This is a genomic window from Blautia sp. HCN-1074, from assembly GCF_037890165.1.
GTDB lineage: Bacteria > Bacillota > Clostridia > Lachnospirales > Lachnospiraceae > Blautia_A.
The window spans coordinates 40,219-55,492 of record NZ_JBBKBP010000001.1; the positions used below are offsets into that span (position 1 = coordinate 40,219).

At 40.0% G+C, this 15,274-nt stretch carries 13 protein-coding genes; 3 read left to right on the plus strand and 10 right to left on the minus strand.

Annotation, left to right across the window (positions count from 1 at the left end):
• Window positions 1-60 precede the first annotated feature (60 nt).
• Window positions 61-2,148 (minus strand): efflux RND transporter permease subunit, encoded by a 2,088-nt coding sequence (locus WKT11_RS00195; protein ID WP_117845689.1) that lies wholly within the window; start codon window positions 2,146-2,148, stop codon window positions 61-63.
• A gap of 295 nt (window positions 2,149-2,443) precedes the next feature.
• Between WKT11_RS00195 and WKT11_RS00200 the strand changes: the two genes are divergently transcribed.
• A complete protein-coding gene (locus WKT11_RS00200; protein ID WP_118136549.1) occupies window positions 2,444-3,097 on the plus strand; it encodes a TetR/AcrR family transcriptional regulator in 654 nt (217 codons plus the stop codon).
• Between the two features lie 175 nt (window positions 3,098-3,272).
• On the opposite strand, the gene WKT11_RS00205 is transcribed toward WKT11_RS00200, so the two are convergent.
• From WKT11_RS00205 to WKT11_RS00220, 4 genes are all read right to left on the minus strand, one after another.
• Entirely contained in the window at window positions 3,273-3,956 is a 684-nt protein-coding gene (locus tag WKT11_RS00205; RefSeq protein ID WP_118136551.1) for a TIGR00266 family protein, read from the minus strand.
• A 180-nt stretch (window positions 3,957-4,136) separates the two neighbouring features.
• A complete protein-coding gene (locus WKT11_RS00210; protein WP_243099593.1) occupies window positions 4,137-4,343 on the minus strand; it encodes a hypothetical protein in 207 nt (68 codons plus the stop codon).
• Between the two features lie 26 nt (window positions 4,344-4,369).
• Window positions 4,370-4,870 (minus strand): RNA polymerase sigma factor, encoded by a 501-nt coding sequence (locus tag WKT11_RS00215; protein ID WP_117845683.1) that lies wholly within the window; start codon window positions 4,868-4,870, stop codon window positions 4,370-4,372.
• A gap of 174 nt (window positions 4,871-5,044) precedes the next feature.
• Complete coding sequence (locus WKT11_RS00220) at window positions 5,045-5,863, minus strand: TrmH family RNA methyltransferase (RefSeq protein WP_340281544.1); 819 nt, start codon at window positions 5,861-5,863, stop codon at window positions 5,045-5,047.
• 228 nt (window positions 5,864-6,091) lie between these two features.
• On the opposite strand from WKT11_RS00220, the gene WKT11_RS00225 reads away from it, so the two are divergent.
• The gene (locus WKT11_RS00225) at window positions 6,092-6,619 is read left to right on the plus strand and encodes a methylated-DNA--[protein]-cysteine S-methyltransferase (RefSeq protein WP_340281547.1); all 528 of its coding nucleotides are present in this window, start codon (window positions 6,092-6,094) and stop codon (window positions 6,617-6,619) included.
• A gap of 43 nt (window positions 6,620-6,662) precedes the next feature.
• Here the strand turns inward: WKT11_RS00225 and WKT11_RS00230 are convergent, their stop codons facing one another.
• The 4 genes from WKT11_RS00230 to WKT11_RS00245 all read right to left on the minus strand — a co-directional run bounded on the left by WKT11_RS00230 (window position 6,663) and on the right by WKT11_RS00245 (window position 12,111).
• Window positions 6,663-7,964: an MATE family efflux transporter gene (locus WKT11_RS00230; protein WP_118630084.1), complete on the minus strand. Its 1,302-nt coding sequence runs from the start codon at window positions 7,962-7,964 to the stop codon at window positions 6,663-6,665.
• A 188-nt stretch (window positions 7,965-8,152) separates the two neighbouring features.
• Window positions 8,153-9,517, minus strand: coding sequence for an MFS transporter (locus WKT11_RS00235; protein WP_340282215.1), 1,365 nt, complete (start codon window positions 9,515-9,517; stop codon window positions 8,153-8,155).
• Window positions 9,518-9,634: 117 nt separating this feature from the next.
• A complete protein-coding gene (locus tag WKT11_RS00240) occupies window positions 9,635-10,663 on the minus strand; it encodes a zinc-dependent alcohol dehydrogenase (protein WP_008706353.1) in 1,029 nt (342 codons plus the stop codon).
• 335 nt (window positions 10,664-10,998) lie between these two features.
• On the minus strand, window positions 10,999-12,111 hold the full coding sequence (locus WKT11_RS00245) for an ROK family transcriptional regulator (RefSeq protein ID WP_118247854.1): 1,113 nt from the start codon (window positions 12,109-12,111) through the stop codon (window positions 10,999-11,001).
• Between the two features lie 393 nt (window positions 12,112-12,504).
• Here WKT11_RS00245 and WKT11_RS00250 point away from each other — a divergent pair, with 393 nt between their 5' ends.
• Complete coding sequence (locus tag WKT11_RS00250) at window positions 12,505-13,845, plus strand: MATE family efflux transporter (protein WP_118247855.1); 1,341 nt, start codon at window positions 12,505-12,507, stop codon at window positions 13,843-13,845.
• A 58-nt stretch (window positions 13,846-13,903) separates the two neighbouring features.
• On the opposite strand, the gene WKT11_RS00255 is transcribed toward WKT11_RS00250, so the two are convergent.
• Complete coding sequence (locus WKT11_RS00255; protein ID WP_118247856.1) at window positions 13,904-15,238, minus strand: MATE family efflux transporter; 1,335 nt, start codon at window positions 15,236-15,238, stop codon at window positions 13,904-13,906.
• Between the last annotated feature and the right edge of the window lie 36 nt (window positions 15,239-15,274).

Here is a 15,274-nt window from a genome sequence, read left to right on the forward strand (position 1 = left end):
CTACTCCTTTTTTATTCTGTCTCTTTACAATAAATTTCTTTTTATTTCTCTTTTAATCTTTTATTTCTTCTCTTCTGCGTTTTTCTTCTTGGCAAATCCAATAGATGTGTGGCAGATGAGTGGATCAAATATCATAAACATTGCCGGCAGGATCAACAATACAACCAGTGTACTGATAACCGCTCCTCGTGAAAGCAGGTTTGTGATACTTCCGATCATATCGACCTGTGTATAAAGACCAACGCCAAAGGTCGCTGCAAAGAAACTGCATCCACTGATTACGATTGACTTCATGGATGTCTTATGCGCAATGGCAATCGCTTCTTTTTTATTCTTTCCAAGTCCACGTTCTTTCTGATACCTGCTGGTCATCAGGATCGCATAGTCAACGGTTGCGCCCAGCTGGATACATCCGATAACGATACTTGCTACGAATACAACTTCTTTTCCCTGATAATATGGAACAGACATATTGACGAAAATTGCAAATTCAATAACTGCAACCAGGATAAATGGAAGTGAAATAGATTTAAACACAACCATAATAATGATAAAGATTGCCAGGATTGAGATTGTATTTACTGTCTTTAAGTCTACATCTGTAACATCCTGCAGGTCTTTTGTCAGAGGTGCCTCACCGATTACCATAGATTCCGGACTGTAGCTCTTTACAATCTTCTGAATCTCATCAATCTGATTATTTACCTCGTCTGTCGCTGTCTTATACTGGGAACAGATGAACTCCATCTCATATTCATCACTCTCGAGCATCTTCTTCAAATCACTCGGAATCATGGTATCCGGGAATGCAGCACCTACGAAGGAATCCATTCCAAGGGCCCATTTTACTCCGTCAACATCTTTGATCTGGTTGAGCATTTCTGTTTTTTCTTTTGATGTAAGTCCTTTCTTTAATAAGACCATATGAACATTGTTCATGTCAAAAGTTTCCTGAAGCTTTGCATTCGCCACGTTACTGTCCAGAGTAGCCGGAAGTGACTTATCAATGTTATAGTAGTTCTTTAAATTATTATTTCCATGGATTGCCGGGAAGAGCATTACCAGGAAAATGATCAGCCATATTTTATAATGCTTTGTGATAAATGCAGATGCTTTATCGAAGCTTGGAAGTAATGGCTTATGTGTTGTCTTCTCAATTGCTTTATCAAAAGTGAGTACTAATGCCGGAAGCAATGTTACGCAACAGAAAACACCGATCACAACACCTTTTGCCATAACGATACCCATATCTCGTCCAAGTGAGAAAGTCATAAAACAAAGTGCAATAAATCCGGCCACTGTGGTAATGGAACTTCCGATTACAGATTTGAAAGTTGCATTGATGGCATGCGCCATCGCTCTCTCTTTATCCCCTTCAAATCGTTTCTTATTTTCCTCATAACTGTTCAGCAGGAAAATAGAATAGTCCATTGTAACGCCTAACTGAAGAACCGCTGTCAGAGCCTGTGTGATATAGGAAATCTGGCCCAGGAAAATATTACTTCCGAGGTTATATAAAACTGCTACACCTATGCAAAGCAGGAAAAGCACCGGCACAACCAGGGAATCCATTGCAAGAAGCAGGACTACCAGAGAAAGACAGGATGCAATCACAACATAGATTGGCATTTCTTTCAGTGCGATCTGTTTGATATCAGTAACAATACCTGTCATTCCACTGACGAAACAATCCTTTGAAGTAATCTTACGGATCTCTGTTACAGCATCCATGGAAGTTTCAGATGATGTTGTATTGTCAAACAATGCAATCATCATTGTCGCATTTCCATTAAAGAATGCCTCTCTTAAATCTTTCGGAAGCATTTCAACAGGAACGGAAACATCCAGAACACTGTCATACCATAATACTTTCTTGACATGATCAACTGCTTCAACCTTTTCTTTTAAAGCAGCTACGTCCTTAAGCTCCATGTCCTCCACAACTATCATGGAGAACGCTCCCATTCCAAACTGGTCTACCATGATATCCTGTCCCTCAACGGTCTCAAGGGTGTCTGGCAGATAACTTAATACATCGTAATTGATTTTGGTTGCAGCCATACCGAGATATGCCGGAATCAGTAAGATAATCCCGATGATAATGATCAGTATTTTGTGTTTTGCAATCCACTTTCCTACCTTAATCATTTTATTCTCCTTTTCCTTTTTATTTCTTATTGATACTGTTTAATCATTCTATGACCAACAGTCATTTTTTATTTCATGGAATGTTATATACTAAAAATGACTGGTAGTCAATAATCATTTTTCACAATTTGTCTAAATTTTTTCAACAAATAAATAGACAGTATTTTTCTTTCTGTTGCCCGATTATGGTTCTATCATTTTTTTGCTTTCATTATCCAAAATCCAATATTGACTTTTAGTCATTTTTGTTTAAAATAAAAGTATGAACTCTTTGAAGAAAGAAGGAAAAACTGTAATGGGAAAACTGGAGCTAAATAAAAAGAAGAAAAAGGATGCTCTGTTTAACACCGCTTTTGAGTTATTTACTACAAAGGGACTCACAAAGACTACGATTTCAGATATCGTAAATCAGGCAGGTGTAGCCAAGGGTACTTTTTATCTCTATTTTAAAGATAAATATGATATTCGCAATAAGCTCGTTTCCCATAAAACAGGAGAACTGTTTTTCCGCGCACATGAAGCATTGCAGGATGCGCATATCACACAATTTGACGAGCAGGTACATTTTATTGTAGATTTTATCCTGACAGCACTTGATCAGGACCGCACTCTTCTGCTTTTTATTTCGAAGAATCTTGCCTGGGGTGTATTTAAGGGTGCTTTTGAAGAGAAGATGCCGGATGACGAATACAATTTCTATCAGTCATATCTGGATATGCTGGCTCAGAATGGGCTTCATTATAAGAATCCGGAGTTGCTTCTATTTACAATTATTGAACTGGTAGGGTCTACCTGTTATAGTTGTATTCTGTATCAGCAGCCAGTATCCATGACAGAATATCGTCCATATCTGCATAAGACAATCTCAGGCATCATGAAAACCTTTTCCCAGGATAATACTGTATGCGCTACTTTACCACCTGTGACTTCTGTTGATCATACTGCATAATAACTATAAAACTGTGAATCCAGAAGCTCAGAGTCTTTTGACTCTGACATCACAATATAAAAACCTCCGAATATTCAGATTTTTTCTCTGAATATTCGGAGGTTTTACTTTTATTTCTTCATCTGCAAGATTGTTTCAAGAATCAACTTGTCGGCACACTAATGTTTTTTGTTTTTTAGTTATTACTCGACGGCATATACTGTCTGAGAACTCCTGCCACATTACTGATTGGCATGGTCTGAAGCCATATATGACCAGGACCTGTAATTTCTGTATTAAATACCCCTTCTCCACCGAAAAGCATATTCTTTACTCCCGGAACTGTCACGATTTCCATCTTACAGCTGGCACTCATTGCGGCAAGATGTCCGGTATCAACTACGATCTTCTGACCTTCTTTTAATTCATATTCTACAACATGTCCATCAAACTCGGCAAACAGTGTTCCGTTTCCGGAAAATTTCTGCATGATAAATCCCTCACCACCAAAAAGACCTGCACTGAATTTTTTACTGAAATGTACAGAACAGCCTACGCTGGCTTCGCTGGCAAGAAAAGCTGATTTCTGTGCGATGATCTCATTTCCCGGTGTGATATCAAACGCACGGATAGATCCTGGGAAACAGGATGCAAATGCGATCATTCCATTTCCACCGACTGCTGTATAGATATTCTGGAACATTTTTTCCCCGGAGAACATACGCCCAAACATCTTTCCGATTCCGCCATTGGAGGTTGTCTCCATCTTCATATTTGGTGACATCCAGGACATTCCGCCGCCCTCTGTCACAACCTTTTCACCATTGTCCAGATAGCAGATTACAACTGGGAGTGTATCACCTTTAATTTCATATTTCATATATTTACCGCTCCTTTCCATTCCGTGTGGATTATACATCTTGATGTCTGAATAAAATATAATTTTACCTGCATCTTTTTCTATTAATTATAACATATTATACATCAGCTGCGATACAGGTATTTTCACAACAATTACAAAAAGATGGTGAACCGGGCTGAATTCACCATCTTTTTTTCTTTATCTTCTGTTATTAATAACCTCTCTCGCCATATCTGCAAGTTCACCGGCAGATAATTTTCCATCTATTTGCAGCAAACCATACTGGATGCCATCTTTATTCCAGTTAACGCTTTGAACCTGACTAACTTCAATCTGAGAAGCGCTGTCATCGTAACTGAATACAACTTTTCCACTGGCCTGGTCTTTTTTATCTTGTTCTGTCAATTCGTAATCATCCGATACCAATTTATTTATATAATGTACATAATACATATTTGTTCCACTGTAGAAATATTAAGCCCCATTGCTTTTGAAATGTCCTTGATTTTTTCATCAAATTTATACCACCTTACAAAAATCTCGCTGTCAGGTTCGCCAAGGCTCATAACTGTTTCCCATACATAATTATTGTGAAAATTCTCTTCAATGAAGTCTTTGCCATCTGACAGTTCAATATCTTCAAGAACTATATGATCCGTTTTTCTGTTTATCCGTTTCAGAGCAAAATTTCGGGCAACAGCAGCAAGATATGACCGTAATGTACCTTTCTGCAAATCTATCCTTTCAGCATTCTTCCAGAGTATAACAAACACATCTGCCACAATTTCTTCAATATCCTCTTTCGGCAGTGAATTGCCGGCCATATGATACAAAACAGTACTCAAATATGGCGTATAAATTTGGATTGCTTCATCTATTGAGTTTTTTTCTCTGTTCCTGAGACGTTGCAAAAGCTCTGCTTCATCTGTCATATCAATCCTACTTTCTTTTTAATACTTTCAAAAATTAAAAGCTTTTAACCTTTACATTCTTATATATCCTGTCAAAGAACAAAAAGTTTCATTTTTTATAAAAAAAAGTATACAGAACTCGTGTTAAATTCTGTATACTCTCAATAAACTGTTCCTTTTCCGGAATTATGAGCTTTACCTGTGTCCCAGCTCCCAGAATGCCACTGCACTTGCCGCTGCCACATTCAACGAATCTACTCCGTGGGACATTGGTATCTTTACTGTATAATCGCAGTCTGCAATTGTCTGTGATGCAAGACCATCACCTTCAGTTCCGAGAATAACTGCCAGTTTTTCTTCTGAACGGAGTGCTTTGTCATCAATTCCTACGGAATCGTCACGCAGAGCCATTGCCGCTGTTTTAAATCCCAGATTTTGCAGAATCTGCATTCCATCCTGTGGCCATACATTTTTTTTATTAAAGTATGTCCAGGGAATCTGGAATACGGTTCCCATGCTTACTCTGGCTGCACGTCGGTAAAGCGGGTCACTGCATCCGCTGGTCAGAAGTACTGCATCCATATGGAGAGCTGCTGCTGAGCGAAAAATAGCTCCGATATTTGTAGGGTTTACAACATTTTCAAGAACTGCTATTCGGCTGGCGTTTCTGCAGATTTCCTCTACAGATGGCAGTGGATTTCTGCGCATTGCGCAGAGCATTCCTCGAGTAAGAGCAAATCCGGTCAGCTTGACCAACAGTTCATATTCTGCAGTATAAACCGGCACATCCGGATATTGTTTCAGGATTTCCTGTGCCTCTCCTTCCAGGTCTTTATGCTCCACCAGAAAAGAGATTGGCTGATATCCTGCTTTCAGAGCTCGCTCAATTACTTTCGGACTCTCCGCAATAAAAATTCCCGGTTCCGGTTCATAATATCGTAAAAGCTGCACCTCAGATGTTCTGGCATATACATCCAGTTCCGGCGCAGCGAAATCTTTTATTTCGTTAAACATAAAAATAAAACCTCCAAACTGAGTAATCTTATCTTACATCAGTTTTGAAGTTTATACAAGAATTCTTTCCACAGTTGAATCAGGTAACTTATTTGATTCGGTTAAAATCTCAAGACTTATAAACTGAGATTTTATTGCTTTTGTCATGCGAAAATTTTATAATGAATTGTACCAATAAGAAGCCAAGTGCTATCTATTATTACTTATTTTTCTATGAGGGTGAATATTATGATTTACAGAACTTATTATCTGTCTCCACTTGGAAAAATGCTGTTGGCAGCTGATGATATTGGGCTTGTGGGAGCCTGGTTTGAGGGACAGAAGTATTTTGGAGAATTTCCAGGACACAGGGATTTTGTTTTTGAGGAAAAAGAAAACTGTATTTTGAAAGATGCTCTGCGCTGGCTGGATATTTATTTTAGTGGGCAGAAGCCGGATTTCCTGCCGAAGCTTCATTTGATCGGAACAGATTTTCAGAGAGAAGTGTGGGATATTTTACTGGAGATCCCTTATGGTCAGACAGTTACTTACGGCGAGATTGCCCGCAAAATAGCTGATAAACGTGGACTGAAAACCATGTCTGCTCAGGCAGTTGGCAGTGCAGTTGGACATAACCGGATTTCCGTAATCGTCCCCTGCCACAGAGTTATAGGTTCAGACGGAAGCCTTACCGGTTATGCCGGAGGGATTGAACGGAAAATCAGACTGCTTGATATTGAACAGCCTGATTTTATTCGGACAATTCCTAAATTTTAACCAAATCAAGCAAATCTCGCTCTCTTCTTTACTTGCTATAAGTTCAGACAACTGCCATTCTTTTTCTTCTGTCTTTATATGCCAGAAATAGAATCGTCAGAAAAGTAACTGTCTCCGCTGCAAGCAGAGAGATCCAGATTCCATTTAATCCAAATAATTTCGCAAGTATAACTGCGCAGATAACAATGGCAACAATTCCTCTCAGGAATGAACCGACAATCGCAATTTTCGGTTCATCCACTGCTGAGAAATATGCCACCAGTACAATGTTGATTCCTGCCACTATAAATCCAAGGAAGTACAAACGCAGTCCTGTGTGTGCATAATTCAATAACTGAACATTGTTTTCACTGTTGAAAATGCCAATCAGCGAGTCAGTTGCTGTCCAGATAATCAATTGGATCATTACTTCTACTGCAAGGCATACGAGCAGGCTCCATTTCAGAAGTTTTTTTACCTGAGTGAGCTGAACTTTTCCGTAGCTTTCACTGATCAGGGGCTGTACTCCCTGAGCCAGACCGTTGAAAATTGCAAATGCCACGATAGAAAGGTTTGCCACAACTCCATAGGCTGCTACACCCACATTTCCCGCGATTCCCAGGATTAGAAAGTTAAATACAATGGCGATCACACCGTAAGACAGTTCACCGACGAATGCGGAAACTCCCAGCTGGCAGCAGGAAATCAGGTGTCTGAATGACGGTTTTTTCCAATGGAATCCCACATGGTTTCTGCTGCTTCTGTAGTGTATGGTACAGACACTCATTGTTATGATCGGACAGATTGCAGTAGCCAGTCCTGCTCCGGAAAATCCCAGAGCTACAGGGAACATGAATATGTAATCAAATACAATGTTAAAAAGACTTCCACTGATGGAACCGATCATTGCAATAGAAGGCGCTCCATCATTTCTGGCAAATGCAGTAAATGTATAATTTGACATGAAGAATGGTGTTGCAATCAGAATAATTCTCATATAGTTTCGTCCAAGTCCGATCAGTCCGGCATCTGCACCCAGCAAAGCCAATGCTTTGTCCGGAATAAAAATTCCGATCAGCATAAATGGAACTGCAGCCAGTATGCTCCAGGTTACTGACTGTATGAAATAATAATCTGTATTTTCTCCTTTTGCCCTGCTTATGGCATACCTGGTAGCGGAACCAATCCCGATCATAGCCCCAATCGCATAGATCAGCCCATAAACCGGCAGGATCAGGTTCAGGATTGCCAGTCCGTCAGCACCTGAATATACAGATATAAAGAAAGTATCTGCCAGAATATAAACGGAAATCCCGATCATTCCGGCAACACTCTGGGTTACATATCTGGTGAATCTTTTCAGCATAATACTTCGCTCCTTCGTTATATTGTCAGCATTGTCTTCCTTTCATCTGCAGACTTATCCCACCATTATACTGATATAAAATAAAAATGCAACCACAAAAACTCCAGACATAAAAATCTCCTTAAGCAGATTTTCTAGCACTGCTCAAGGAGACCCGTTGATATTCGCAATTCACTTCACGACACTCTTTATTTTATCCTGTTTTTTTTCAGGTCTTCTATAATTTCATTGTAACGTTTTTTGTTCAGACGGTAGAAAAACAGTACAATTGCTGTCACTATCCATAAAATTCCCGGAATTGTAGTAAAGGAATGTCTCATAATACTGAGGACAGCCGGATTCTGTACCTGATTTGCCACATATCCATATTTTCCAAGAAGTGCTGCAAGAAGCGCAGTTCCTATTGCCATGCCAATTTTATTTCCCAGTGACACAAATGCATATTGAAAACCATCATTTCTTAATCCCGTTTTCCACTCTCCGTATTCTACGCAGTCGGGAATGATCGCATAGATCGCAGTGTTAAATCCAGAGAAAAAGAACTGTGTAATTCCTGCAAGTGTATAGAACGCTGCCGGTGTTTCTTTTACATTAAAGAAGAACATACAGAGCATGGAAATTCCAGTGAGGAGAGCAAAAATGGATGCCGTTCTTCCTTTATTGTTCAGTTTGCGGAATACAGGCTGGAAACATGCAGCACCGATAATGGATGGAATGATAATGCACATGGAATATGTAGTATAGTAGGATGCATTTCCCTCTACATAAGTGAAATAGTATAAAACATCTGCATTTCTTCCATAAAGTGTAAATCCGAATAACACCTGTCCGATTAATGCCAGAATATATGGGCGGTTCTGCATCACTGCTCTTAACTGCACTTTTATGGATATTTTTTCTTTTTCCGGCATAATCACCTGCTCTTTTGTTTTTGCGAAACAGAAGAAATGACAGGCTGCAAAAATACATCCGTATATGATTGCTACCAGTAGGTATCCGGTTTTAGCACTTTGACTGCCCAGTTTTTCAATCAGTGGAACTGTAATGATATTGATAATTCCAATTGCGACCATTGCAGATACTGAACGTGATGTATTAATCTTTGCACGTTCATCGATATCCTGTGTCATTGCTCCACAAAGGGTGCCATACGGGATATTTACACAGGTATATCCAAGTACCAGCAGACAGTATGTAATTACCATATAGATAACCTTTGATCTGTCCGACCAGTCCGGATGTGCCCAGAATGTCATAATCAGAAGCACGGCCGTGATCGGAGCTGCAATGAGAAGCCATGGACGATAACGTCCCCATTTCGTTTTGGTTTTATCTGTCAGTCCGCCCACGATCGGATCATTGATCGCATCCCAAAATCTTGAAAACAACATCAGGGCAGAGACTGCTGCCATACTGATTCCAAATACGTCTGTGTAAAAAATCATGAGAAAATTACTGACGAACATCCAGCTGAAATTACATCCTACATCGCCAAATCCATATGCGATTTTACTGATCAACGGAACTTTTACATTTTCGTTTTTACTCTCCATAATTCCTCCTGCCTGCTGCCATCCTCCGTCTTTCCGTTTACTCATGTCTTCTCTACAGCAGTCTTTTTTATTATATCTTTGTCTTACATAATGCTTATGTATGATCAGCAGGGTATTTTATTTTTCCTGCACATTGATAATCACTTTCATTGTAGTCTCACGGTTATCGTCAATGTACTGGTATGCTTTCAGATAATCTTTAAATGCAAATGTCTTAGAGATCAGCGGTCTTAAATGCACTTTTCCTTCATTCACCAGTCTGATTCCGTCTACATAATCATCATGTCTGTACATCATTGTGCTCTTGATATCAAGCTCATGATCATTTGCAACTGCCAGATCGATCTCAGCCATTCCTGCAAAAACTGCAACCAGCACAATCACGCTTCCTTTTCTTGCATACTTGATTGCCTGTCCCATTGTAATGTTATTTCCTGCACAGTCATAGATAACATCTGCCTTATCCGGTCCAAAGGCTTCTACCATTGCTTCCCCGAAATTTTTATTCCTTGTGTTGACACATACGTCAATTCCACACTCTTTTGCTTTTTCCAGACGAAGATCACTGACATCTGTGATCATAACTTTAGCTGCTCCCATCCCTTTTGCAGACTGCGCTACCAGATTTCCGATCGGACCGGCTCCTATCACCACAATATTCATTCCTGTTACATCGCCCATCTGTTTAACACCATGAACAGCTACTGCCAGAGGCTCGATCATTGCGCCCTCTTCATAAGACATATCTTCCGGTATCGGTGTTACTTTTGATGCATCAACTGCAAAATACTCGGATGCAGTTCCTGTTGTCTGGAATCCCATTACTTTCAGCTCTTCGCAGAGATTATATTTTCCGTGACGGCATGGATAACAATGTCCACAATATACCTGTGGCTCAATTGTTACTTTCTGTCCCACATGAAATTCTGTTACTGCATCACCTGTTTTTACCACTTCTCCTGATACTTCATGTCCCTGGGTTACCGGATATTTTGTAAAAGGATGTTTTCCGTGATATACATGGATATCAGAACCACAGATACCGATATTCATAATCTTAACCAAAACCTGGTTGTCTTTAATCTCTGGTACGGGAACCTCTCTGAAAATGATTTCTCCTGGATTTGTCATAACCTGCTGTAACATAATATTTTCCTCCTTGTTTGTTGAATATACTTTGAATCTCTAGTTATTTATTATCTTTTATTAAATATTTTATTAAAGTAATTACATTATTATTCAAATCTCTAAATTTGTCAATAAACATTTAAAAATATTTCTCATTTCTACCAATTGCACAAAGTATAGATTTTATTTTTATGCAGATGTTACTATAACACTCCTCCTATAGCAATTCCCGCACAACAACAAAATACCCTGATCACAACATTTCTTTGTTGTAATCAGGGTATTTGTTATATTCAGATATTTATTTACTATGGTATATCAGCAGATCATCAGTGATTTAAGAATGCCATCAGCTATATCTTTCCGATAAAATCCTGCAGGAAATGCTTTGCTGCACCTACAGCTGAGGCTTCTTTTTTATAAGAACAGTTTTTCAGATATCTCAGATCATGATCAAATCCATTATACCTCATTACTTTTTCTCCAAGAGGTATCATATAATCTGAGAGATATCCACCCATTTCGCCGCCAAGAATGATATCCATATCATATGCCATGCGCAGATTTGAAATCAGAATTGCAAGATAAGTAAGATACTCTTCCCATTTTTTCTCTGCCTTTTCATCATTACTTTTGAGCAGCTGCATAAACTGTTCCACAGAATCCTTTGACTCACCAACAAGTGCGCCTGCAGCGCAATAAGCATCTGCACAACCTGATTTTCCACAATAACACTTGCGGCCCTGAGGTACAAGTATCATATGTCCAAATTCTCCGGCCTTCTGATTTTCTCCGGAAAACAATTTTCCCCCTATGCAAAATGCACCGCCAAGAGTCTGATTCAATGAAAGGTAAATTGCATTCTGATAGGTGTTCATATCTTCTGCCATCATTGCCGCATTGGCATCATTTGAAAAATAAACCGGGACAGAAAATGCCTGTTCCAGGAAACTGAGACTATAGTTTTCAAGTTTCAGTGCGTGGGATTTTATCACCAGTTTCTGCTCCTGATTAATGATTCCCGGAATAGAGATTCCAATACCCAGAAGCTTTTCTTTCTGTTCTGCATCATTCATATTATCCAGAAATTCCGCCGCAAACTCTGCCACCTGACTACAATATGACATATCAGGTACAAATTTCAGACGGACCCGCTCTGATTTCACAATCTCATACTTCAGATTTACCAGCACCATTCCCAGATGATTTGCAGTGATCACAATTCCCATTGCATAACGATAGGATGGATTGATTCCAATACTTTTAGCCTTTCTTCCTCCTGTGGATTCATATTCTCCAGTTTCTATTATGATGCCCTTTTCCAATAAATCTTTTACATTAGACAGAACTGTTGGCATACTCAGATTCAGTTCTTTGGATATTTCCACTTTTGATGTGGATTCTCTATTTATAATATAATTTACGATTTTTGATTTCGTGGCAAATTTCTTTTCCAGTCCGCTCATTCTGTTTTACCTTCTTTTATGAATGTATTTATAAAAGAATGATACCTGTTATTGTCATATTTGTAAATAGCCATTGTCTCTCAAGAGTGTGTTGCAACAGATAAACTTATATCGTCCGGATAAAATATTATATTTCATTTTTCACGTTAATGATATAAAATTATTGTAACTGTTCAGTACCTTCACAGTTACGAGCCAAAATGCATTAAAAATCACCTGCGGTGATGGCATTTTGGCTTGTATGTCTCGGGATTTTGGTACTTACGTGCCAAAACACCTCGCGGGATAGTAGACTACTGAATAGTTACAAATTATTAATATAAATATCAGGACATATTCGAAAAATTATTCTTAATCTTTTCAAATATGCTCCGGAAAGGAACTTTTATACCAATGAAAACCAAGATTCAGGATATGACCTCCGGTTCACCGGGACGGTTGATCATTCTTTTTGCAATTCCCCTGATGCTGGGAAATATCTGTCAGCAACTTTATACAATGGTGGATACCATGGTCGTTGGACAGGTTGCAGGTGTGGAGGCTCTTGCCGCACTGGGCGCTGTTGACTTTCTGATGTGGGTTGTCACAGGAATATCCACCGGACTCACCCAGGGATTTTCCATTCAACTCTCTCAATATTATGGGGCAAAGGATTTCGAAAATCTGCGTAAATCTCTGGCTCACAGTTATCGGCTGACCGCATTTATCGCAGCCGGAGTATTCATTCTCAGCCAGTCATTTGCTTCGCTGGTATTAACAGGGCTGCATACACCTTCCAATATTATCGGAATGTCTCTGTTATATCTGCGCATCATTTTCTGTGGCATACCGGCCACAGCAGCCTATAATATGTTTGCCTCTGCCCTAAGGGCTATGGGAAACAGTAAAACACCACTGACTGCGATGATCATCGCATCTGTGCTGAATGTTTCACTGGACCTCCTTTTTGTGGCAGGTTTCGGATGGGGTGTGGCAGGAGCAGCAATCGCAACTGTGATCGCACAGAGCTTCTCTGCTGTTTACTGTTTTCTGATTTTACGCAGAATTGATATTGTTCATCTGACCAGAGCAGATTTTATGCCTGCATCCGGCATGAATGCCCGCCTGATGAAGCTTGGTATTCCTGTTGTATTCCAGAATATCATCATCGGTGTGGGCGGTCTGGTAGTCCAGTATGTGATCAATGGCTACGGTTTCCTTTTTGTAGCAGGATTTACAGCTACAAACAAGCTTTATGGTCTGCTGGAAATGGCTGCTATTTCCTATGGATATGCCATCGTTACCTATGTGGGTCAGAATCTGGGAGCCAGAAAGATTGACAGGATCAGAAAAGGCGTCCGCAGCAGTATGCTGCTTTCCCTGCTTACCTCACTGATCATTTCTGCTGCCATGTTTTTATTTGGAAAAAATATTCTCTCACTTTTCATCTCAGGTGAACCGCAGCAGACACAGCAGGTACTTGCAATTGCTTTTAAATACCTCTCTATTATGGCTGCCATGCTCTGGGTTTTGTACTTTCTGTACGTGTACAGATCTGCACTTCAGGGGCTGGGAGATACCTTAATGCCTATGGTAAGTGGTATGGCTGAATTTGTCATGCGTATCAGTGCTGCACTGATCCTTCCCCATTTTATCGGACAGGACGGTATTTTCTTTGCAGAGATTGCAGCATGGAGCGGAGCCACTGTGATCTTATGTATCAGTTATTATGCACGGATGCATAAATATCATTAAGACAAAACAGGCACATAGTCCCGGATATCCGGTATATGTGCCTGTGAAGCGTGTAAAATTATGTAAGATTCTTAATCCATTTATATTTCTTATAATGTTTATAAACCACCGGCAGTTTAATAATCTCGTCCAGATTGAGTACAAAGTAGACAACCATAACCGGCAGTTTCAGGATAAATGCACAGATGCATCCCAGAGGAACGGTGATGCACCACAAAGTTACGGAATCACACAGCATTCCAAATTTGGAGTCTCCGCCTGCTGCGAAGATTCCGCCTATCGTCATACAGTTTACTGATTTTCCTGCGATGTAATAGGAAGAGATCAGCAGCATTTTTTGCAGATATCCGCGGGCTGTCGGGGTGAGATCTACCATTTTTGTGATAAATGGGGACAAGGCGATCAAGACAAGGCCTGATACAATTCCTGCAATAATCGCAGTTCTGGTAAGTGTTCCGCCTGCCTCCTTTGCTTCCTGCAGGCGGTCTGCACCAAGACGGTTTCCCACTATGATACTGCCTGCATTTCCAAGTCCGAGGCAGAAGCATACAACAAGATTTTTGGAAATATTTGCTATCCCATTGGCGGCAACGGCATCCGTTCCCAGATGTCCCATGATCACAGAATACATGGAAAAACCTATTCCCCATGCAAGATTATTGATCAGTAACGGAACGGCTTTCTGCCAGAAACGGCCAAATAACTTTTTCTCACAGCTTCTGAGACTGAATTTCACAGCTCTGATCCTGCACAATACATAACCAACACTCCATAGGAACTGCACAACTGTTGCAAATACGGTTGCCAGTGCAGCACCTTTAATTCCCATCTTCGGAAAGCCGGACAGTCCGAAAATGAAAACAGCATTCAATGCGATATTGAGAATTACCATAACCCCATTGATCAGGGTACTCATATTTACTGCACCACAGTTCTTCATGATTGCCAGGAAAGTCTGTGCAATTCCCGAAAACACATAGGAAATGCCAATCATCCTTAAATACTCACTTCCCAGAACAATCAGAGTTTCCTCATTTGTCAGGATTCTCATAAGCTGTTCCGGAAAGAAAAGGGCTCCTGCCAGAAATACCACTGCAATACATCCACAAATCTTTGTCACAAGGCTGAACACCTGGGAAATACCTTTGTAATCCCCCTTTCCATAATATTGTGCCACAAACATATTCTCGCCTGCCATAAATGCAAACATAAACAGATTAAATACAAAAGTAACCTGTGTGGCCAGTGATACAGCTGACATGGCATCCTGGCTTAACTTTCCCAGCATGATCGCATCACATGCTCCGACCAGGGCTGTCATGAACTGCTGAAGTGCGATTGGAAGTGCCAGCCTGACTATTTCTTTTCGTAAACTTCGTTTGCGCTCATCCATTATCTTTTTTGCTCCTGTATAAAATATTAATGATAC